Below are 20,116 nucleotides of genomic sequence, written 5' to 3'. Positions count from 1 at the left end.
TGACGAGATCTAACGAACTGCTAACGTAACTAGGTGCTACCTTCTTCTTACTGTTGATCATCCTGATCCACTCCTGTCGTGTGATTGTTGGCGGCCCTTTTGATCGTGCCGACATACCTTTAAGCACGCTCGAGTTCCTTACTCGAGAACGATGAGCGTTTTTTTCGCGTGTCCATCTCTCGAGCTGCCCTACTCGAGGTGTCCCTTCTCGAGGGGCACCCCTTTCAAGCTTTCCTTCTTCCTTTAGAAAGTTTAAAGAAGAAGATCCTTCAGATATGCAGCCTGTACCATGATGTCATGGTCATCCATGGCGGGAAGAATGTACTCGCTCACACAGACGTACGGTTTATCGATGAACCACATATCTTGTCGGTACAACAGATTGAACACGAGACGATTCCCTTCATCATCCATCGAAAATTCATGCAGGTGCTCTTCAAAAAATTCCGCAGGGATGCATAACACAGCCCCGGGGGCTGTCTCGGTTTCCTCAATGACGAGATAGACGTCATCGACCTTGGGAAGATGTGAGACCCACACCCCCAAAAACTGTTTTTCTTCCGGACTGCGACGGACGTAAACTAACGAGGGGACCCCGTCCACGACATATTTTGCCCCACTGTCGTGCTTGACGAGATCTAACGAACTGCTAACGTAACTAGGTGCTACCTTCTTCTTACTGTTGATCATCCTGATCCACTCCTGTCGTGTGATTGTTTGCGGCCCTTTTGATCGTGCCGTCATAAATATTCCTCGCACTCGAGTTATAGCTCGAGGACGACTTTTTTTTTTTTTGCACGTCCATTTCTCGAGGAGCCCCCTCTCGAGTCACTTAATCGAGAACGATGATTTTTTCAGCTCGTATTCCTCCCTGGAGGTGCACTACACGGGGAAGATGTCTTCTTAAATCTGCTATTTACCACCTATACTTAAAGAAACAACTCACTTGCTAACGCAGCCTTTAAAGTATCTCTGCCGTAGTTAAGTCCGAACTCCCCTATCTGAGAGACTCTAGAATATGACTCACTTCAAACGAGAAGTAGAACGTTACACGGACTATTACAACCATCGTCGCATCAAGAAACGACTAAAAAACCTAAGTCCGGCGAAGTAGCGGACCAAGGTTCTCAGGATTACAAAATAAATTTATCTAGTTCTAGCTTTTGGATTCAGTTACTCTCTCTGTTACGGTTCAATCCCTAGAAGTTTCATCACGTCAAGTAAGTGATACACTTCATAACCCTGTTCCTTTAGCATAACAAAGCTATCAGCTAAGATAGTACCTTGTACGATGATTGATTTTACGGCTTTGGCTTTCGACTTGTAGACTCTACCGCTCCGTTCGACAATCTTTTCGGCTACTCTTTGTTCTAACTCTTTGATGTAGACTTTGAACCCAACAACATCCCGTTCCCGAGTTTCGGCATCAGAATAGTAAAGCGGTTCGTTCCCATAAACTGAATGATCGATAAAGAACGTTGCTTTTAATTTTTCTTCATCAATCGGATCGAATTGCATATCAGGCACATTATAGTAGTGCTTCTCAATCGGTAATGATTCGATGTACGGAACTTTCTTGTATTCCAACTTTTGTTTTGTCTCGTACATATTCGGCGTGATAGTGACACGATTAATAAGTTTTTCCCCGTTGTAGTAATACTTAGAAATGAGTTCTTCCTCGTATTCCAATGCTTCTTTTTCAGTTAAACCATCCTTAACGATTCTTACATCGCTTTTATGTAAGTAAGCTAGCCGTTTAAACTCTATGCCTCTATCTTTTGACTTGTATCGATCGCCTTTACCTTTCCCTACATAGAAAACTTGTCCTGACTCTACAAAGAACCATTCATACACATAGTATTCTCTGTCTTTTTTTAAAGTGTCTTCATCTGGTACTGTAGTTCGGCTTATTGTAAACTTGCCTTTCTCAAAACCTAGCTTAATACGCACAACATCATCTCCTTCCATTTTCCTGCATAATAATTCCATTATTTAAGTGTAACCCTGGCATTGCACTATCACAATTCAGTATTAGTGAAACATTAAAGTACTGTCGAAACGAGTCGACACAATATCTAGCGTCAAAATTCACTATATATTATGAAGAAGGTATATACAGTGTCAGATAGGTCATAGTCACAAGTGATACGTAAAAGATAAAGATTATTTGAAAGAAGAATTTAATAAGAGATAGTTGCTCTATTATCTGAATCTATTATTATCAAAAAAATCACTTAGAGATATTTGTAACCCATCGCAAAATTTTTGAATCGTGCTCACCTTTGGATGCTTCGTTCGCCCACTCATCAATTCTGAAATCGTTGCTTGGTTCAATCCACCTTTTTGGATCACTTGATGGATGGTCATGTTCCGTTCCGCTGCGAGCTCCTTCATCCGCCCGATGATTGCCTCGTTCAATTCCACTTGCTCACCCCACGATCAAAGTACTCTCTTCATCCTTATTCTTTACGAAATCATCTATTCCTCTACCCTACCACAATATCTTGAAATCGAAATACTTGTCATTATTTTCTATAATCGACACGTTATTTTTTTACAGTTGTGCAACAACGCAAAAAATATTGAGTTTCTGTTGCTTATAAATCCTCAAACAGAGCGGATTCGACAAGAATCGTCAACTGTAAAATTTCTGACATATCAGAAAACTGATGATTTTTATTTCTATCCCTGCTATATTGGAACCAACAAAAGGAAACATCTGTTTGGTCGCCGCTCTGGTCTACAGAAAGGGGAAGGCTTATGTATCGATTCGGGGAGTGGTTGAAGGAGAACCGCCGGCTCTCGGGCTGGTCGCAGGTCGAACTGTCAGAGAAGACGCTTGGTGAGATCTCACAGCCCGCCATCAGTCAGTATGAACAGAATCGCTCGGTGCCGTCGATTGCGGACATCGATCACCTGGCCCGCGCATTCGGGCACACGCTCGCGACGGTGCCGTGGGATGTCATCGATTTTGGATACGGGGCGAAGCGTTCAGTCACCAAGCTCGAGCGACGTCGATTCGACCTAAAAGAGCTACCGCAGGCCGACTCGGTCCGCACCTTCGACGGGAAGACCTATGAACTGCACGGCTTTATCGGCATTGAAAAGGCGAGCGGCGAGGCGGTGCAACTGACGCAACTCTATTACCGAATCCGGACCGTCGTCTGTGACTCGCACATTTTGGCCAAGCGCAAGAACCCGGATGATGAGCTCATCCATGTCAAGAAGCGAAAAAACGTTCGACAGTAACCGACATCGACGCAGCAGCACATCCTTAAGGATGGTCTCCTCCAATCACATACCGGCGTGTCCCTCACCAGTGACCGGGTGAGCGGGATTTACGCACAAATGGTTCGGCGAGAGTCGCCTAAAACTCGCCACAAGGTCACAATATCGTTCCGGGTCATCGAAAAACCCTGTACAGTTCCTCATCACAACGAGGAACAGAGTTCGTGGGGGAACGGCTAGAAACCCATCGCACCGAATCAGACTGTCCTTAATGATGTGCTGCTGCACATCACGAGATCAAGGGAAGGAAGTGTGTACTGTGGCATCAAAAGAGCAGAAACAGAACCGCAGCTTCGCCGAGAAACTTTTACGCATCCGCGGGAAGGACTACGAGGAGTGGCTCGACGAGCAACATCAACAGGTCATCCAGGACAACCAGGAACTCATTTTGGAGGCGCTCGAGGCAAAGCTCAGCTTCAAGTCGTCGGCGCACCAGGACTAAGGAGGAAACGACATGGGACTCAATGAGACAGGGCTCAGCTTGCTTCAGTTCTTCCAGGGACTCGCCGTCATCGCCGCGGCCATCGCCTTCGCAATCGGGGGCTTCTACTTCATCTTCGGTGGGGATCGCGGTCGCTCAAAGGCCGTCGGCTGGCTTGTCGGGGGCGCCGTCGGTCTGATCATCGTCATGGGCGCGTTTACGCTCGCCGAGATGGTCGACCAGAACATCAAATTCTAATGCACACCCACGTAGCGTTCCAATCGGAAGGCTTTTTTTGTTGCTTGAAACGAGAGGAGGAACGAGATGCTGTTTGTACGATTCACCGACGTGCCGGACACACGGATCCCGAACTATGAGCGGCTCACCTTCGCCGAGGCGGTCGTCGCGACCCATGACCTGCAGCAGACGCTCAGCGAGGAAGGGATGAGCTGTTCCGGTGACTTCCGGCTCTTCGACCAGAAAGACGAACTGCTGTATCGGGGGACGTTCACGTTCGGAACTGAAGGCACCTATCCGAACCTGTACCATCAGGTCAAGGACCGGGTACAACGGATCCGGACAAAGAAGGAAGATAACGCAAAGAAACTATGGCTCCTCGACGAGATCGAGGCCGAGACACCGGATGACTATAAGCGCCAGTCCGTCAAATCAAACCCGATCATATCGTCGACCTATCAGTCACGGCTGACCCGCCTGCAGCGCCGCCTCATCTACGGGGCGGCCACGGCTGGAATTCTCTTCACATCGTTGTTCACTGCCACCCAATGGTTCATCGACAAGGAGGCGCACGCCGAGCAGGTAACCGGGGGCGAACAGGCGTGGCTGGATGCCTATGACCAGGCGCTCCAAGGCAAGGAATCTTCACTGATACAACTGTTAGAGCGGAAAGACCGGTCCGAGGAAGAGGATGCCCTATTGGTCGACCTCTATCTGGCAGAAGGAGACGACCAGAAAGCACTTGAGCTCACGGATGACCCGATCCTGATCGAGACGAAGCTGGCCGGGCTCGATCTATCCGACCAGGAAAAATTGGAACGTCTCCGGAACTTCCAAGTGTCACATCCGACCGATGAGGGCGCGTTCGATATCGCCACACTGGAACGGGATCATGAGACCGTGGCCAAGACGGAGAATGTAGAATGGACCGCTCCCCGCGTCTCTGCGAAAGTGACTGCCTACCTCTATCTCGGAGATATCGAGTCCGCAAATGATTGGGCGTCCAAAACGAACGACACTGCCGTACAAGTAAAAATCGATAAATACCAAGATAGTACGGCCACTATCGACAGACTAAACGAGAAACTGAAAAAGACATCTAGCAAGGACACATCGGCCCGTGAGAAGATTCAAGCCGCCATCGCTGCTGAAGAAATTGACCTAGAAACAATTCTTTATTCAGATTAAGGTAGGTGAAATAATTGAGAACTCAGTCTCTATTACCACGATTCCCGCTACGTTTGTTCTTCCCCGCCCTGTTCTGCCTATTGGTGTTGCCGGCCGGGATTTTTTATCTGCTGAACGGGGTCTACAACATCATTCGACAAATCATGGCCCCGATAGTAAAAGACGGGCTGTTGGCCGGGGCGACGATTCCGACGCTCTCACCCTCCTTGTTTTTGGAGGTGAGTCTACCCTCTTCGACCGTCTTGATCGGACTGATGGCTTTCAGTCTGCTGATCGGACTGGTCGTGTTCGGCAAGGTGTGGCTGAACTTCCGGGACCTGCGGAAAGATCAGAAAGGGAGCGCCCGCTTCACCTCATTCGATGAACTGAAACAACAGTACCGCCGCGTACCGGACCGGAAGAAACGGTATGACGGATTGGGCGGTGTCCCCGTCGGACGGGTCAAAAACGAGCTGTTCATCGATGACTCGCCCGTCAACAACCTGGTCATCGGGACGACCCGCTCCGGGAAGGGCGAGACGTTCGTCTTCTCGACAATCGACCTGTACAGCCGGGCAAGTGACCAGGCGAGCCTGATCGTCAATGACCCGAAAGGTGAGCTCTTTGCCGCCTCGAAGGAGACGCTCGAGCAACGCGGCTATCAGGTCGAGGTGTTGAACCTGATGAACCCGCTCCAATCAATGTCGTACAACCTGTTGCAACTGACGATTGATGCGTTCCTGGAGGAAAACTACTCGCTCGCCCAACAGTATGCGCGCTCGGTCGCATTCATGTTGTACCATGACCCGAAGGCGCGGGACCCGTTCTGGGCCAACTCGTCGATCGACCTGTGTACGGCGCTCATCCTCGGGCTCTGCGAGGAGGCGAAGGACACGCCGGAGAAGATCAACATGTACAACGTCGCCCTCATGCTCTCAGACTTAGGGTCACGGATGGTGGTCACGCGACAAGGGCAGGAAATCTCAGCGCTCGACGAGTTCTTTCAACGGTTCCCGGAGAATCACCCGGCCCGGCTCCAGTTCGCGACGCTCCACTTCTCGGGTGGCCAGACACGGGCCAGTATCCTGGCCAATACGAACGCGAAGCTCGGGATCTTCACGTTGAATGGGACCGGGAAACTGACGTCGATGAACTCGCTTGACATGCGACGCATTGGCTTCAACCGTTGGATCAGCGGACGGACCGAGCCACTGACACGGCTCACGTTCATGTTCCCCGACGGGACGACCCATGCGCTCACGACGGACGACGACGGCAGCTTCATCGTGTACCACACGTCGTCGCTTCAATCCGGGAATGTCGTTCAAATCTCGACCGACTCAAACACTGCGACGATCCAACTGGAAGCGCATGACAAGGAGAGTGGACGATTCCACTACGCAATCGACGGGACGATACAGATCCGTGAGGTGATGCACCAGATACGTCCCGTGGCGGTGTTCCTGATCGTCCCGGACTATGACCCGACATTCAATGTCATCGCGTCGCTCTACATCAAACAGGTGTACACGGCGCTCGCCCGGGTCGCCTCGCAGACGAAACAGGGTAAATGCGAGCGACAGGTCGTCTTCTTACTCGATGAGTTTGGGAACATGCCGCCGATCGAGGGTATGGCCAACATCATCACGGTCTGTCTCGGTCGGAACATACGCTTCAACCTCGTCATCCAGGCCTATTCTCAACTCGAGAACCTGTACGGGGAGGACTGGAAGACGATTGACGGCAACTGTGGGAACACGCACTATCTGTTGACCGCAGACGAGTCGACCGCCGAACTGATCTCGAAGAAGCTCGGTGAGGCGACCATCGTCACGAATTCCCGGTCCGGACAGACGTTCTCGCTCAAGAAATCGAAGACGGAGAACGTGGACGGCCGTCGGCTCATGACGGCGACCGAAGTCATGGGGTTAAAAGAAGGTGAGATGCTTATCATCCGTGTCATCAAGCGTCAGGACACGAAGAAGCGACGCATCCAGTCGTATCCGATCTTCCTGAGCGGCAAGACGGCGATGAAGTACCGCTACGAATACCTGGCGGACGACTTCGACACGGACCGCTCCCTGCATGATATCGACATCTCCTGCCGTCACGCCGGTCTCAACTTCGAACAGATCCGTATCCGTTTCACGAAGAAAGAAGACGAGACGGAAATCAACGCTCCATCGAATCAGGAAGAAAAGCCACTCACGGTACGTGACGTGCTGCAGGACAGCATCCTCCGCTCGATGTTCGAAGGACATGACATCGGTGGGATGTCCCTCCCTGAGTTCGAGACGAACCTGAAACTAGGAGTTTACGACGTCACCGACAGCCAGAAGAGCTTTTTGAGCACGATGATCGCGAAGCGACTCGAGAAACTGAAGCAAGGTACACCGTAGAGAGGAGGCCGAACCCATGGCCGAGAGTGCGAGAGAGAAGCGAATCCAGAACGAATTGCGTGTCGTCGCGAGGATCATCGAGACGCAACGCGTCCGCCTCGAACGGGGCGACGTGCTCAATATCCAAACGACCGATGGCTTTCTGACCGTCTATCAGGACGACACCTCAGACACCCCGAAAACTGTTACACTAATAGATAAGTTCGACTTCCGCGTCAACTTAAAAGTCGCGGATCTATTGAAGGGGAAAATCGTCTGACGGAGGGGTAAACGTTATGAGGAAAATCTTGATTGGTGTCCTACTCGGGAGTTCGTTACTTTTAGCATCGTGTGGTGCCGAGAGTTCGAATTATCTTTCTACGACTTCTGTTGAAGAAATTGCAGATATTAAAACTGGCCAAGAAAGTGCATACGTTCTTGTAGACAGCGATAGTCAAGGTAATGAAGGGGCTTACGTTGATACTGTGCGAGAAGTCGCCACGGAAAAAAAGAAAGACGTTCTCTTATTCAATCCGTTTCAGCCTAATGGGGAAGATCTTGAAGAACGTTCTACCCAAGAACATCCTGAATTTAAAGGTGGCAGGTTGTACGAGATGACTGATGGTGAAATTAGTCGTGAATTAAATGTATCTGCCCTTACAGAAGATGAATTAAAAGACCAAGTCACTAACTTCATTAAATAGCCTCTGAATGGAGGGATTCTATGGGTGATAACGAAGTCGTAAATAAGCTACAAGAGTTCACTGATATCCTTAGTCTCAGTACACTGGTACTGGATGCCCTCCGCTCAATGGGTTGGATTTTAGTACGTGGCTTAGCAGTATTGATTGATGGACTTGAAAAAGTGACTGACAGCATATTACTAACGAAAACATTTTTTAATAACTCTCAAGTGGTTGAATTCGTTTCTACGATTCAACCTTTTTTGTACGTTCTTTTAGCTGCTAGCTTCCTATTTACGGGTTACCTAATCATTTTTCAAAAGAAATTTGATCGAGAAGGATTTTTGATCAATCTGTTTATCACATTGCTCATTCTCGGACTCTTATCCCCAACAATGACGCAAGTAAGTGAATTTAGTGATACTGCGATTGATTTCACAACTCAAAACTCTGACGAAAATTCTTCCAGTGAATCGATATCAAATCAGATTTTACGAGAAAACATTCATGACTTGATTGAATATGACCGAAACGATTTTCCCAGTTTGGAAGGTGAGGCTTTGAACTCTCTGCCTCAAAGCCATTTACGAAATATCGATATCAACGAGGGATTCGATAGCAATGAATTTCGCTTGGGAAGTACTGGTGAACAAATCTCTCAGTCCAAACTAACCTGGAATGGTGAAACGATGGGAACCACGAAACTCGATCAAGGAGGTGTCGAATGGAACAACCAGTATTACTACCGCTATCAGCCGAACTGGTTGACCATCTTCGTGACGCTCGGGATCATGGGCTTCACGCTGTTTTCCATTGCTTATAAACTGGCGCGTCTCTCGTTCGAGCTTGCCTTCAACTATGTCTTAGCGATTCTCGTCGCACCGGCCGACCTTCACAGTGGTCAAAAGACGAAGAAGGTCATCCAGAGCATTTTGAACACGTTCCTCGTGATCATCCTGATCTTCGTCTCGATCAAACTGTACACGATCGGGACCGCCTATCTCGCGGAGACGTTGGACGGGTTCGCCTATCTGATCTCCCTCATCGCCTTCTCGGTCGCATTGATCGACGGGCCGAACATGGTCGAGCGGCTATTCGGGATCGATGCCGGGCTCAAACGGGGCTGGGGTGTCGCGCTCGGCGCCTATGCCGCCGGGAAAGGCGTGACCTCGGCCGGTATCCACGCGGTCTCGAAGGTCGCACGTTCCACACAAGGCGCACAGAAGATGCCATCGCTCCATGAGGCCGCGACGACACGGATGGATTCAAGCGCCATGCCGCAGAACGGTTCACCGCTTAGTGCGGCGAACCAAGCTCCACAGAGAGCGGACTCCGAGAGTCAAACCGATTCAGATGGGTTCGGTCAGGCGAATCAAACCGCTAGTCGCACGCAGACAGACCAAGAGAGACCGACAAATCCGAAGAACGATTCGCAACCAAACAACGGTCAAGGACTCGAACTGGAAGCACACGCTTCTCCACAATTAAATGAAGCGTCGGGCCGCACATCTCCCGAATCGATTCATGCGACGAACCCTGAATCAAATGCTGAACGTGGAACCGACCATCAACCAACGCCACCGGAGACGCAAAGACCAGAATCGATTCACGATCATTCAAGTTCTAATCAGTCTCCAAGCCCTACTTCGTCAACTGTCCAACCGGTCACCGGGTCCATCGATGAAGTATCTGGACCAACCCATCGTCAAAACGAATCGACGTCACCGACACCTCATGAGGCACCACACGCAAACAATTCATCCCCGTCTTCGTCATCTACGACGGATTCAAGTGATCCGGCAACAGAGAAACGCCAAGGACGCGCCCGACGGACCATCCATCAGGACACTGTGCTCGACGTCGAGACCGAGGTCATCGAACAGGTGCGCGAGACCCAGACGCACCGCCATACTCATAACCATGAAGAGTCGCGACGGATCTATCCGACCTCGCCGCCTAAACCTGACAGCATCAAGAAGAAGGAGTGATGACCCATGCGCAAATACCGAATCCCGAACGAGGTCACGACCGAACTGAGGATCAACAAGATGCTCTATTTGCACGACTTCCTGTTCCTCGTCGGGCTCATCGTGCTCCGGCTCGTGACGCTCCCGCTCATCCCGTCGGTGCTACACATCCCGTTCACGGTCTTCCTCGTCGTCTTCGGGCTGTTCATGGTCATGCGACCGGCGACGAACCCGCAGAAGCGGATGGTCCACGCGCTCTACTACGCGCTCACCAAACGGAAAGACACCTATCTCGCGCTCGACGCGCACACGAAAGGACGTGATTGAGATGGCGTTTATCGATGACACGCTACAGGGACCGAGACGCACAGGCACCTGGCTCGACGAACAGGACGTGGTCGAGAAACGGAAAGTCAAAGACAAGGTCGTTGTCAAACCGACGGTCGCCGAACTGATGCCGGTCGTCGACATCACTGGTACCGAGTCGTTCGAGATGCGCGACGGGACCTATCTCGACATGGTCCAACTCACCTCGAAAGACATCTACTCACTGAACGAGGAGGAAAAAGACCATGACGTGTTCTCGCTCGCCTATCTCCTGCAGGCGTACACGCACCCGCTTAAGGTCGTGCCGCTGAACACACCGCTCAGTCTCGAACGGCAGAAAATCAGCATCGAACGACAGATTCGACAAAATCAGACACCGGCCTACCTACCCTTTTTACTCAAAAAAAAGCAGGAGCTCGAATACCTTGAGGAGCATCGCACCAATCGCGATTACCTCCTCTTTTTTTATGCAGATGACGAGCGGACTTTACGGGAACGCAAGACGCATCTCTATAAACTGCTTCGTCGCTCGAACCCGATGCGCGAGCTGACGCTCGACCAGAAAATCCATGTGCTCTATCAACTGAACAACCCGAACACGAAACCGCAACTCGACGCCTGAAGAAAGGAGTGACGCGCATGTGGCAGCGTCTGCGTGACAAGTTGTTCAAACAACAGGACCCAGAGACCGTCAAGATCGAGAAAGGCTACAATCCCGAATTTATCGGCAAAATCCAGCCGCAGGGTGGCATTCGGTTTGAGGCCAACTTCGTCCGGCTCGGCGACGGCTACCTGTCCTGTCTCCATGTTTATAAATATCAGTCGCTCGTCTATGACTACTGGCTCGAACCGATTTTAAACATGCCGGGCGTTTTGACGACGCTCGACATCGGGACGGCCGACAAACGCGAGATCATCCAGACCATCAACAAGTCGATGGCCGAACAGAACACACGCTTCGAGAACGCGAAGGACAACATCGACCGCATCGACGCCCGGGAGACCTACAAGGAGCTGAACGAGCTCTATGAACAGATCACCCAGGGCGAGACGATGAAATATCTGCATCTGCGTCTCTATGTGAAGGCGAAGACGCTCGACGCGCTCGAGGTGAAAGTGCAGGAAGTGATGGAAGAACTCGAGGCCCGGAACTTCCGCTCGACGATCTTCCTAAACGAGCAGGAATGGGAATGGCAGAGCCTGTTCACGAGCTATGACCAGCAACAGAGACTACCGAACCGGCGCCGTGGGAAAGAGATCCCGTCCCTCTCCATCGCCGGCGGCTACCCGTTCCACTTCACGTCGCTCCAGGACGCGACGGGCACGTATTACGGGACGACCGACACGAACGGAAGTGTCATCTTCGACCTGTTCCACAAGGACAAGCAGCGCAAGTTCTATAACGCGCTCATGATCGGCAAGATGGGATCAGGAAAGTCGACACTATTGAAGAAGACGGTACTCGATCAGGCGATTAAGGGCAACAAAATCCGCATCCTCGACGTCACAGGCGAGTTCTCGGACCTCGTGCGTCAGCTCGGCGGAAAAGAGATCGCGCTCGACGGGTCGGCCGGGCTCATCAACCCGCTCCATGTCTATAAGACGGTGACGCACAATGACGGCAGCGCCAACGAGGCGCTCTCGTTCATGCAGCACCTGTCGAAGATGGCCGTGTTCTATCACTACATCAACCCGGCGGCGACACAGGAAGAGACGAACGAGTTCGAGATCCTGCTTCGGGACCTGTACGTCCGGCACGGACTCTGGGACGAACAAGGTGAACTGCCGATCACGACGCATCCGGCGAACCGGTACCCGACGTTCTCCGATTTCTTACATCTCGTGCGTCGTGAGCTTTACACGGACGACACGCGCACCTCGATCAAGGAAGCGATCAGCCCGAACCGCGTCCGGCGCCTCGAGAATATTGAACTTGCCGTCACGAACCTCGTCCATAACTACGGCAACATCTTCGACGGACACTCCTCGATCGACCGGTTCGACGAAGAACTCATCGTGTCGTTCCCGCTCCGGAACCTGACGAGCCTGCGGGACGAGGTGTTCCAAGCGCAGGTGTTCTCCTTGATGAACATGCTGTGGGACGGGATGATCGCCAACGGCTCGAGTCAACTGAAAGCCTACAACCAGGGCGTGCTCCGGACCGAAGAGGCATCTAAGTACCTCATTGTCATCGACGAGGCGCACCACTTGATCAACACGCGCGACATCGCGCAACCGGCCATCCTGTATCTGCAACGCTGCATGCGCGAGGCGCGCAAGTATTTCGGCGGCATCTTCTTCGTGTCACACTTGATTACCGACTTTGTGCCGGCCGGATCGAAGTCTGAGAACGCCGAGAACGTCAAGTCGCTCTTCCAATTGACGCAATACAAGATTATCGGCGAACAGGACGCGGAAAGCATCCCAATCATCCAGACGGTGTTTGATGGTCAACTCTCGAATTCCGAGATGCGGATCATCCCCTCGCTCGAGACGGGGCGTGTCGTCCTCAGCATTTCCGGCGTGCAGAACCTCATCTTTGACGTCGACGTCGCGCCCGAGGAACTCGCTTTGTTCGGTGGAGGTGCCTGATGTGGGCGGCCGCGAAACGGACGGTCCGCTTCGCCGTCACAGCGAAATGGCAGCTCGCGACGCTCAAGTGGCGACTCATCCTGCTTTGTATCGCGGCACTCGTCTTGTTCCTGGTCATCCTCGTTGTCGGCATCCTCGACACGCTCACAGGTGTCCAGAACGAACAACCGACCGACGTCACGTTCAATACCGCAGGAGGTCTACAGGTAAGCGACCAGGTGCTCCAATATCGGGGCTTGGTCGAATCGGAACTGTCGAAGCACGGACTGGCCGAACAGACGAACCTCGTACTCGCGCTCATGATGCAGGAGAGCGGCGGACGCGGGAACGACCCGATGCAGGCGAGCGAATCGAAGTGTGGACGGATCGGGTGCATCACCTCCCCCGAGGAGAGCATCGTCCACGGTGTCGAGCACTTCGCCTCCGTCTTCGAACGGGCCAACCGTGATGTGCAGCTCACGCTACAGAGCTACAACTTCGGCGGCGGTTTCATCGAGTACGTCCAGGAGAACGGAGGGCGCTACTCGAAAGAGCTCGCCATCTCATTCTCCCAAATGATGTACCAACGCGTGAAACACACCGGCATCTACCGCTGTCATCGTCCGAGCGCGGTCCAGCACGGTGCCTGTTATGGGGACATCGAATACGTCGACGCGGTGTTGAAATATCTTGCGCCGGTCGCCGTCGCCGATGGTGTCATTACGAAAGAACTGTTGTCGGGGTTACGTTCCCCGCTCGCCATCCCGCTCAACGTGACATCGCGTTTCGGGTGGCGCGTCGTCTTCGGACAACGGGACAACCACACCGGGATCGACTTCAGTTGCACCCCGTCCGATACGATCCACGCGGTCAAAAGTGGCACCGTCATCTATAGTGGGAACCGCGGACCGTACGGGAATCTCGTCCAGGTCCGGCACGACAATTACATCACGGCGTACGCGCACCTGAGTCGTCTCGGCGTCCAGACCGGGCAACAGATCGACGCCGGGCAGGCGCTCGGGTACTGTGGCACGACCGGCCGCTCGAGCGGGAACCATCTGCATTTCGAGATCAAGACGAGCGAATGGTCCGGTCATATCGACCCCGCCCCGGTCTTCGGATTGTGAGTCATGGATGTATGGAAAGGAGGAGGAAGAATGAACTTCACCGCACGTCACCTCGCGTATCTGTTCGGGGTACTGCTTCTTATTTCACTCGCAGCGAACGCCTTTTTCTATCAACAAGCGACGGCTGTCATGAGTACTTCAGACCCTAGTGAGACGAAAAATGAGAGCGTCACTTCCCTTGAATCGGCAACCTCCGAGGATACGTCAGCGGACACCGAACAAGTCGTCGCTTCGAAGGAGACGGAACGAATGGAGGAGCTGACGACACGCGCGACACGCTTCGTCGAGTATGCCTTTACCATCACGAAGGACAGTTACACGGCCCAGAAACGACAGGCGAAGGACGTCATGTCGGAAGAACTCGCGACCACGCTCTTCGCCGCGGACGGCAGCGACGTCGGCACGTTCGAGACGACCGTCCGCGACATCGAAGTGTTCCCTTCTGTCTCCGGGGAAGATTGTCTCGTGCGGTTCGAACAAGACCTGTTGATCACCGAGACGGGTTATGAAGAGACGACGCAAGAACTGTTGGCTTTGACGTTCGAGTCCATCGACGGGCGTTTGGTCGTCACAGAGATGGAAGACCTGACACCGGAAGGAGGGATTTAGATGCGGCGGCAAACGCGACGACGCCTCACCCAGAACATCTCCCGATTCTACCTTGGACTCGGCGTATTCTTTGTCATGGGCTTCCTCTTTTTCGGAACCTCATCGTTCTTCTTTGCCGAAGAATCACCGGTCAATGAGACGCCGATCAACGAACCAATCCGACTCTCAAACGGGGAGACCGTGACGCTCCATGCCTGGAGTTATGACACGGAAAAGCGGACAATGCGCGTCCGGCTCTCACTCGATGAGACCCCAGGTAATACGAACAATCATCTCTTCCGCTACGTCTATAAGGCACGTCTGGATTCTGAGAAGGAAGTTGCGATGCTGTACGAACGGAACGACCAATACGTACTCGAATTGAAAGACGTGCCGAACGACTTCGACCAGCTCGCCGTCCGAATCTATGGGATGAATGATTCACAATCAATCGATGCACTCACACCCGAGGAACGGGAGAACAGTCTTTTGACGTCACTCTATGCCGACCATCGGACCATCGAACAGGCGAACCACAGTTCATCTGACGAGACAACCTTCACGAGACAATTCGTCGAGGACGAGCTCGCGCAAACCGAGCGCCAGTTAGAAAAAGTGCAGCAGTCGGTTGAGGCGCAACGACAACAAATCAAGCGGCTCGACCGTGACGAAGAGGAGCTCGAAGGCGAACTCCCCTACCTCTCGCTCGACGAACAGGTCGAACAGGAGAACGAGATCTTCGAACTCGGCCGGAAGCGTGATGAGCTCATACTGGAGATCCAGAAGCTCGAACAATCGGTCGCAGCGCTCGAAGAAAAGCACGACAAATTGCGCGTCCGGCTCCGGGAACTATCGATTTAAATGGCACATTTCGTGCCAAATTGCTGGTTTCACTGGCACATTTCGTGCCATTTTCGGACTTTTGGTGATATCACGGAAACCCCAGGCTCTGCCTGGGCTATCACAACAAGTGATAGCAATTTCCCCTTATGCTCTTTGAACGAACTTTTCGGACGTTGGTAACATGCACCCTCTAGAAAGGTGGTCAGGCAGATGGATCTGTTACTCCGCGACATCGACCCCGTCATCGTGAAACAAATCGATGAATGGGCGAAGGAACACAACCGCTCCCGGCAACAATATTTGAAAGAACTGCTCGCCTCCTGGTGCGCAAACGGTATCCAATCGACGCAAGTCGAGCGACTCGAACGACAGCTCGAGACGAACACGCTCCACCTGAAACGGAGCGCGGACGAGCTCGCCAAAGTGACCCGGTTGTTGAACGAGGTGATGCAGGATGCGTGAGACGCCGGGTGTCGTCATCAAGTCGAAGTTCAAGGTGCCGGGTACGAAAAAGAAGTCGCGTCGCTACACGACGTACCTCGACTACATCAACCGTCCGGACGCGAAAGACAGCCACGAACAGTTCGAGACGTACCACGATTATATGGAAGATGAGACGAAGTCGAGCGGTCTGTTCACCCGCGAGGACGACCGATTGAACGACGAAAAGCGTCGCGCCGTCCGTGATATTTTCAAACACGCGCAAGAGAACGGGAGCATCCTCTGGCAGGACGTCATCTCGTTCGACAACGCCTGGCTACGCGAGACCGGCGTGCTCCACGACGACCTCATTGACGAAAAGCGATTGATCCAGGCGACGCGGAACGCGGTCGATTCGATGCTCCAAAAAGAAAAGATGGTTCACGCCTATTGGACCGGCGCCGTGCACTACAATACGGACAACATCCACGTGCATGTCGCCATCGTCGAGACGAGCCACATGCGCGAGCGCGGCAAACGAAAACCGAAATCAATCGAGCTGATGAAGTCGAAAGTCATCCACTCCCTCGCCGACCGGACGAAAGAACAGGAGAAACTGAACGCGTTCATCCGCGACGAATTGGTCGCCCATAAACGGAACCGGAAGATTCAAGCGCTGCCGAACCGTGTCCTGCATCCCGAGCTCGTCCGCCAGTTCAAGGACATCTATGAGCGGTTACCGGAAGACAAACGCCAGTGGCGCTACAACACGAACGGGATGCAGCCGCTACGTGAGTCACTCGATTGTCTGACCGATCGTTATATCGATATCCACTTCAAATCGGAGTTCCAAGCCTTCAATGAGCGACTTGAACAGGAGGTCGCATTTCATCGTTGCAGCTACGGAGACACGGAGAAGGCCGAACGTTACCGGACGACGAAGCACCAGGACCTATACACCCGGATGGGGAACGCCATCCTCTCCGAGATGCGAGACTTGTCAAAAGAACAAGGGACAGTTGAGAAAAATGAAGTTCGCAAACATCCGGTCCGACGTGCATTCAACCAACAAAAAATCTTCAACGAATCACTCTACCGGATCGAGCGGCATATGAACGACGAGTTCGAACATTTAAAGAATCAACGTGCTTTCGAACAACTGGAACGGGACATCGAATATGGAAAGTGAGGGAGGACGATGGAAGAGTTGAGACAGATCCGGCTTCGATTAAAGCCGGAGACGGTCGCGTATTTGGAGGAGTTCGCCGACGACAAACGTTTCGGCCATCTTGGTCAGGTCATCGACCATATCACAGAAGAACATAGACAACTGGCCGATGAAAAGTGGGACATGCAGTTCCTCACTCGCTCGATCAGCGCGCAGGTCTCCCGTCATATCGAGGAGTTGGTGGACGAGCAGATATCAACGGAACTCGAGCGCATCCGGCTCGCTGCGAACCGCTCCGACCGTCACGGGCAGATCCTGACAGAGCTCCTGCAGGCGCTCATGCAGACCGAGGGTATCGAAGACATCATGACGACGGACCAATTCAAACCGACGTTCATCGAGACGGCGGAACATGTCGTCCAGGAACGTATCGAGCATCAAAAACAGAAGAAGGACACGATAACTTTTAAGAGAGGATGAACCTTATGCGACCACTTGACCGTCCCTTCACGATGAGACAACTGTTGACGCTTCAATCCGATACCGTCACGGTCCTCATCTATGGAAAACGGTACGCCATTCCGATGTCCGTTTCTGAGCGCCAACTTTTAACCGCCATCGCGCAAGACGAGATTGTTTTGCTTCCCGTCAATTTCGAGCGGACACGGCTGTTACTCGACATCCCGGAATCATCGCCACAACTCGAGCGTGAACTGAACGAATTCACGGATACTACAGAATCTGTCACCGACTTGTTGAAGGAAGGAGTCTGACACGATGGCCAAGATGAAGACGAACGAAGAACGGAGAGCCGAGCTCGAGGCATTGACCGAACAGATGGGACAACAGATCGACAGCTATTTTGAGAGTCCGGAAAAAATCCGGGAGCATCTCCAGTTCCTCGGCAAGTTCCATCAATACTCGATACGGAATGCGGTCTTAATTGAATCCCAGTTCCCCGGCGCGGTCGCGGTCGGCTCTTATCAGTTCTGGGAGAAGTAAGGCACACAGGTCCAAAAAGGTGAGCGTGGCATCAAAGTATTCGTCCCAAGCCCGGTGACGTACGCCTTGCACAAAGATGAATGGGTGCCGCTCAGCAAGGCACCGAAGCCGGTCAAAGACGGCGTCAAACAAGGACGAATCCCGTCACGCAAGATGATGTATTTCAAAATCGGCCATGTGTTCGAGTATACGCAGACCAATGCGCGCGAGAAAGGGATCGAGGTCTCGGACATCTTCAAACGGTATCACCGGGACGGCGGGTTCGAGAACGAACAAGGCATCCGTGAAGCTTTGACGACGCTCGCGGATGCCCGGAATGTGACGCTATTGGAGGAACCGCTCGGCGAGATCGGGACGGCGAAGGGTTGTTACTATCCGGAGCTACATGCAATCGCCTTGAACCCACGGAACACGTCGATCGAGGACATCACTGTCCTGATCCACGAGCTCGCTCACGCGGAGCTGCACAACCAAGAGCGGAATCTCGAACGAGACAAACCGCTCACGGCACCAGAGAAAGAATTCCAGGCCGAGATGGTCACCTATGTCGTCTCACATCAACTCGGTTTCCCGACGGACGATTTCTCGCTCTCTTACTTGGCCGGTTGGACGAAAGACAAGGAACTCCTCGACAAGGAACAACTGTTGCAGGAGGTCCATCAGACATCCGCGACCTTCCTTGACCATATCGAGTCTCATCTCGAGAAGGTCCATATCTTAGATCAACAAAAAGAACAGAATCCGCTTGAATACATCGAACAGATGGACCGTCGCATGGGATGGAAAGACGCTGATCTTAATCTCTATGAGCGGGTACATGCTGTACAGAACGTGTTCCCAGAAGAAGTAGAGCCTTACTTGAACGCAAAAGCGGCTCTCAAGACGAACCTGAAGATAGATCGTGTCGATGAGCCGCTCATGTATATTCATGGTAAAGGTCTTGGATTTCAACAGTTCGGTGTCGCAAACAATCACGACTTTAGTGAAGACGCACTGGTCGCCTACACAATCGCATTACCGAATCAACCATTGATCAGCGGTCACTTTGATCCCGAAAAAACCGTCCATCCTCTTCATGATTTGGAAAAAAACAATAAAGTTGAAAAGCCACTCCTAAAACATCTTGAAGAGAGCTGGCATAAGGTGTTGCTTTATAACGAAAAGAAGTCTTTATCAAGAACCAATCTGTTGAATATTGAACGACTAAGTTGATTCTGACATTTCCAAAGTTTGATGTGCTGTGTAACCACACAATAACTCTCTCTCTTTTTGAAGTTAAATCATTCGCGGGAGAGTTTTATAGTTTATATTGTTTTTTTTCTGAACAAAGAATATTTTAATAGATTTTGACTTTTTGAATACGCATTTTCAATATAATAATTGGGGTTTGCTAAAAACGCTTCTTCATTCACTAAAGAAATGTAGGAGCCACTCCAAGGATCGACTGTTTTACAGTCTGGACAAATGTAAGTTGGATGAGTCTCATTAAACCTATTCTTATGAATGATTTCATATAGAAACTGATTATTAGTTTGGACAGTGGTATGACCGTCTGCTCTGTTGCTTTCGGGTCTTAACCACTCATATCCACCATTGTATTTCATCACAACGCCGAGAACTCCATTCACTCCCGATCTACGATCGCCACGCTTAACTTGTTTAAGTGAATACTCAATTTCCCAATCAATCCAATTACTCTGCTTCATATTTGGTGAAATAATTACAATAGTCACCGAAGTAGAATAAATCATATCTTTTAATCGATTCTTAATGTAACTAGTCGATTGATCAGATAAATTTGGCGAGATACTTGTTTCTCCACGATAGTATTTAACGTCATCATCAAGAGACTCCACAATTTTATCTCGCAGCAATCTTGCTTCTGAATATTTATAAGATATAAAAGTTTTTCTCGCCAAAAGGTATTCC

General features: G+C 51.6%; 24 protein-coding genes. 20 read left to right on the top strand and 4 right to left on the bottom strand.

Features of this window, described 5'->3' with window-relative positions; genetic code table 11:
- Nucleotides 1–252: 252 nt before the first annotated feature.
- From KNP77_RS14195 to KNP77_RS14185, 3 genes are all read right to left on the bottom strand, one after another.
- Nucleotides 253–690: a hypothetical protein gene (locus tag KNP77_RS14195; RefSeq protein ID WP_214891420.1), complete on the bottom strand. Its 438-nt coding sequence runs from the start codon at nt 688–690 to the stop codon at nt 253–255.
- A gap of 495 nt (nt 691–1,185) precedes the next feature.
- The gene (locus KNP77_RS14190) at nt 1,186–1,950 is read right to left on the bottom strand and encodes a GIY-YIG nuclease family protein (RefSeq protein ID WP_214891418.1); all 765 of its coding nucleotides are present in this window, start codon (nt 1,948–1,950) and stop codon (nt 1,186–1,188) included.
- A 252-nt stretch (nt 1,951–2,202) separates the two neighbouring features.
- Nucleotides 2,203–2,394, bottom strand: a complete 192-nt coding sequence (locus tag KNP77_RS14185; protein WP_214891416.1) for a helix-turn-helix domain-containing protein — start codon at nt 2,392–2,394, stop codon at nt 2,203–2,205.
- A 366-nt stretch (nt 2,395–2,760) separates the two neighbouring features.
- Between KNP77_RS14185 and KNP77_RS14180 the strand changes: the two genes are divergently transcribed.
- The 20 genes from KNP77_RS14180 (at nt 2,761) to KNP77_RS14085 (ending at nt 19,399) form a co-directional block, all read left to right on the top strand.
- Complete coding sequence (locus tag KNP77_RS14180; protein ID WP_214891414.1) at nt 2,761–3,249, top strand: helix-turn-helix domain-containing protein; 489 nt, start codon at nt 2,761–2,763, stop codon at nt 3,247–3,249.
- Between the two features lie 298 nt (nt 3,250–3,547).
- Nucleotides 3,548–3,730 (top strand): hypothetical protein, encoded by a 183-nt coding sequence (locus KNP77_RS14175; RefSeq protein WP_214803713.1) that lies wholly within the window; start codon nt 3,548–3,550, stop codon nt 3,728–3,730.
- 12 nt (nt 3,731–3,742) lie between these two features.
- Nucleotides 3,743–3,967 (top strand): hypothetical protein, encoded by a 225-nt coding sequence (locus KNP77_RS14170; RefSeq protein WP_012390467.1) that lies wholly within the window; start codon nt 3,743–3,745, stop codon nt 3,965–3,967.
- 66 nt (nt 3,968–4,033) lie between these two features.
- Nucleotides 4,034–5,134, top strand: a complete 1,101-nt coding sequence (locus tag KNP77_RS14165; protein ID WP_214891412.1) for a hypothetical protein — start codon at nt 4,034–4,036, stop codon at nt 5,132–5,134.
- 143 nt (nt 5,135–5,277) lie between these two features.
- Nucleotides 5,278–7,512 carry a VirD4-like conjugal transfer protein, CD1115 family gene (locus tag KNP77_RS14160; RefSeq protein WP_214891411.1) on the top strand — a complete coding sequence of 745 codons (2,235 nt, stop codon included), beginning with the start codon at nt 5,278–5,280 and terminating at the stop codon, nt 7,510–7,512.
- 16 nt (nt 7,513–7,528) lie between these two features.
- Nucleotides 7,529–7,771, top strand: a complete 243-nt coding sequence (locus KNP77_RS14155; RefSeq protein ID WP_012390470.1) for a hypothetical protein — start codon at nt 7,529–7,531, stop codon at nt 7,769–7,771.
- A gap of 16 nt (nt 7,772–7,787) precedes the next feature.
- Nucleotides 7,788–8,195, top strand: coding sequence for a hypothetical protein (locus tag KNP77_RS14150; RefSeq protein ID WP_214891409.1), 408 nt, complete (start codon nt 7,788–7,790; stop codon nt 8,193–8,195).
- Nucleotides 8,196–8,215: 20 nt separating this feature from the next.
- Nucleotides 8,216–10,162: a pLS20_p028 family conjugation system transmembrane protein gene (locus KNP77_RS14145; RefSeq protein ID WP_353048839.1), complete on the top strand. Its 1,947-nt coding sequence runs from the start codon at nt 8,216–8,218 to the stop codon at nt 10,160–10,162.
- 6 nt (nt 10,163–10,168) lie between these two features.
- On the top strand, nt 10,169–10,468 hold the full coding sequence (locus tag KNP77_RS14140; RefSeq protein ID WP_214891405.1) for a DUF5592 family protein: 300 nt from the start codon (nt 10,169–10,171) through the stop codon (nt 10,466–10,468).
- A gap of 1 nt (nt 10,469) precedes the next feature.
- Nucleotides 10,470–11,090 (top strand): hypothetical protein, encoded by a 621-nt coding sequence (locus KNP77_RS14135; protein ID WP_214891403.1) that lies wholly within the window; start codon nt 10,470–10,472, stop codon nt 11,088–11,090.
- Between the two features lie 17 nt (nt 11,091–11,107).
- Nucleotides 11,108–13,060: a VirB4 family type IV secretion system protein gene (locus tag KNP77_RS14130; protein ID WP_214891401.1), complete on the top strand. Its 1,953-nt coding sequence runs from the start codon at nt 11,108–11,110 to the stop codon at nt 13,058–13,060.
- On the top strand, nt 13,060–14,166 hold the full coding sequence (locus KNP77_RS14125) for a lysozyme family protein (protein WP_214891399.1): 1,107 nt from the start codon (nt 13,060–13,062) through the stop codon (nt 14,164–14,166). Before KNP77_RS14130 ends, KNP77_RS14125 begins: the two co-directional genes overlap by 1 nt.
- Nucleotides 14,167–14,196: 30 nt before the next feature.
- Nucleotides 14,197–14,775, top strand: a complete 579-nt coding sequence (locus KNP77_RS14120) for a hypothetical protein (protein ID WP_214891397.1) — start codon at nt 14,197–14,199, stop codon at nt 14,773–14,775.
- Complete coding sequence (locus tag KNP77_RS14115; RefSeq protein ID WP_214891395.1) at nt 14,776–15,615, top strand: coiled-coil domain-containing protein; 840 nt, start codon at nt 14,776–14,778, stop codon at nt 15,613–15,615.
- 192 nt (nt 15,616–15,807) lie between these two features.
- On the top strand, nt 15,808–16,059 hold the full coding sequence (locus tag KNP77_RS14110; RefSeq protein ID WP_214891393.1) for a hypothetical protein: 252 nt from the start codon (nt 15,808–15,810) through the stop codon (nt 16,057–16,059).
- Complete coding sequence (mobP2, locus tag KNP77_RS14105) at nt 16,052–17,206, top strand: MobP2 family relaxase (RefSeq protein WP_214891391.1); 1,155 nt, start codon at nt 16,052–16,054, stop codon at nt 17,204–17,206. Before KNP77_RS14110 ends, mobP2 begins: the two co-directional genes overlap by 8 nt.
- A gap of 9 nt (nt 17,207–17,215) precedes the next feature.
- Nucleotides 17,216–17,665, top strand: a complete 450-nt coding sequence (locus KNP77_RS14100; RefSeq protein ID WP_214891389.1) for a hypothetical protein — start codon at nt 17,216–17,218, stop codon at nt 17,663–17,665.
- Entirely contained in the window at nt 17,662–17,958 is a 297-nt protein-coding gene (locus KNP77_RS14095; protein ID WP_214891387.1) for a hypothetical protein, read from the top strand. Before KNP77_RS14100 ends, KNP77_RS14095 begins: the two co-directional genes overlap by 4 nt.
- Before the next feature lie 4 nt (nt 17,959–17,962).
- Entirely contained in the window at nt 17,963–18,187 is a 225-nt protein-coding gene (locus tag KNP77_RS14090; RefSeq protein ID WP_214891385.1) for a hypothetical protein, read from the top strand.
- A gap of 54 nt (nt 18,188–18,241) precedes the next feature.
- Entirely contained in the window at nt 18,242–19,399 is a 1,158-nt protein-coding gene (locus KNP77_RS14085) for an ImmA/IrrE family metallo-endopeptidase (protein ID WP_214891383.1), read from the top strand.
- Nucleotides 19,400–19,491: 92 nt separating this feature from the next.
- On the opposite strand, the gene KNP77_RS14080 is transcribed toward KNP77_RS14085, so the two are convergent.
- Nucleotides 19,492–20,106, bottom strand: a complete 615-nt coding sequence (locus KNP77_RS14080) for a TIR domain-containing protein (protein WP_214891381.1) — start codon at nt 20,104–20,106, stop codon at nt 19,492–19,494.
- Between the last annotated feature and the right edge of the window lie 10 nt (nt 20,107–20,116).

Origin of the sequence: Exiguobacterium sp. s142 (assembly GCF_018618455.1) — a bacterium.
GTDB classification, from domain to species: domain Bacteria; phylum Bacillota; class Bacilli; order Exiguobacteriales; family Exiguobacteriaceae; genus Exiguobacterium; species Exiguobacterium aurantiacum_A.
Note: the sequence above shows the minus strand (reverse complement) of the source record. Positions and strands in the feature narration are given on the sequence as shown.

What these genes read in the sequence shown, in the direction of transcription:
- KNP77_RS14195 (WP_214891420.1), bottom strand. Translation starts at nt 690, where the DNA reads ATGATCAACAGTAAGAAGAAGGTAGCACCTAGTTACGTTAGCAGTTCG.
- KNP77_RS14185 (WP_214891416.1), bottom strand. Translation starts at nt 2,394, where the DNA reads ATGAAGGAGCTCGCAGCGGAACGGAACATGACCATCCATCAAGTGATC.
- KNP77_RS14180 (WP_214891414.1), top strand. Translation starts at nt 2,761, where the DNA reads ATGTATCGATTCGGGGAGTGGTTGAAGGAGAACCGCCGGCTCTCGGGC.
- KNP77_RS14170 (WP_012390467.1), top strand. Translation starts at nt 3,743, where the DNA reads ATGGGACTCAATGAGACAGGGCTCAGCTTGCTTCAGTTCTTCCAGGGA.
- KNP77_RS14165 (WP_214891412.1), top strand. Translation starts at nt 4,034, where the DNA reads ATGCTGTTTGTACGATTCACCGACGTGCCGGACACACGGATCCCGAAC.
- KNP77_RS14160 (WP_214891411.1), top strand. Translation starts at nt 5,278, where the DNA reads ATGGCCCCGATAGTAAAAGACGGGCTGTTGGCCGGGGCGACGATTCCG.
- KNP77_RS14155 (WP_012390470.1), top strand. Translation starts at nt 7,529, where the DNA reads ATGGCCGAGAGTGCGAGAGAGAAGCGAATCCAGAACGAATTGCGTGTC.
- KNP77_RS14150 (WP_214891409.1), top strand. Translation starts at nt 7,788, where the DNA reads ATGAGGAAAATCTTGATTGGTGTCCTACTCGGGAGTTCGTTACTTTTA.
- KNP77_RS14145 (WP_353048839.1), top strand. Translation starts at nt 8,216, where the DNA reads ATGGGTGATAACGAAGTCGTAAATAAGCTACAAGAGTTCACTGATATC.
- KNP77_RS14140 (WP_214891405.1), top strand. Translation starts at nt 10,169, where the DNA reads ATGCGCAAATACCGAATCCCGAACGAGGTCACGACCGAACTGAGGATC.
- KNP77_RS14135 (WP_214891403.1), top strand. Translation starts at nt 10,470, where the DNA reads ATGGCGTTTATCGATGACACGCTACAGGGACCGAGACGCACAGGCACC.
- KNP77_RS14130 (WP_214891401.1), top strand. Translation starts at nt 11,108, where the DNA reads ATGTGGCAGCGTCTGCGTGACAAGTTGTTCAAACAACAGGACCCAGAG.
- KNP77_RS14125 (WP_214891399.1), top strand. Translation starts at nt 13,060, where the DNA reads ATGTGGGCGGCCGCGAAACGGACGGTCCGCTTCGCCGTCACAGCGAAA.
- KNP77_RS14120 (WP_214891397.1), top strand. Translation starts at nt 14,197, where the DNA reads ATGAACTTCACCGCACGTCACCTCGCGTATCTGTTCGGGGTACTGCTT.
- KNP77_RS14115 (WP_214891395.1), top strand. Translation starts at nt 14,776, where the DNA reads ATGCGGCGGCAAACGCGACGACGCCTCACCCAGAACATCTCCCGATTC.
- KNP77_RS14110 (WP_214891393.1), top strand. Translation starts at nt 15,808, where the DNA reads ATGGATCTGTTACTCCGCGACATCGACCCCGTCATCGTGAAACAAATC.
- mobP2 (WP_214891391.1), top strand. Translation starts at nt 16,052, where the DNA reads ATGCGTGAGACGCCGGGTGTCGTCATCAAGTCGAAGTTCAAGGTGCCG.
- KNP77_RS14100 (WP_214891389.1), top strand. Translation starts at nt 17,216, where the DNA reads ATGGAAGAGTTGAGACAGATCCGGCTTCGATTAAAGCCGGAGACGGTC.
- KNP77_RS14095 (WP_214891387.1), top strand. Translation starts at nt 17,662, where the DNA reads ATGAACCTTATGCGACCACTTGACCGTCCCTTCACGATGAGACAACTG.
- KNP77_RS14090 (WP_214891385.1), top strand. Translation starts at nt 17,963, where the DNA reads ATGGCCAAGATGAAGACGAACGAAGAACGGAGAGCCGAGCTCGAGGCA.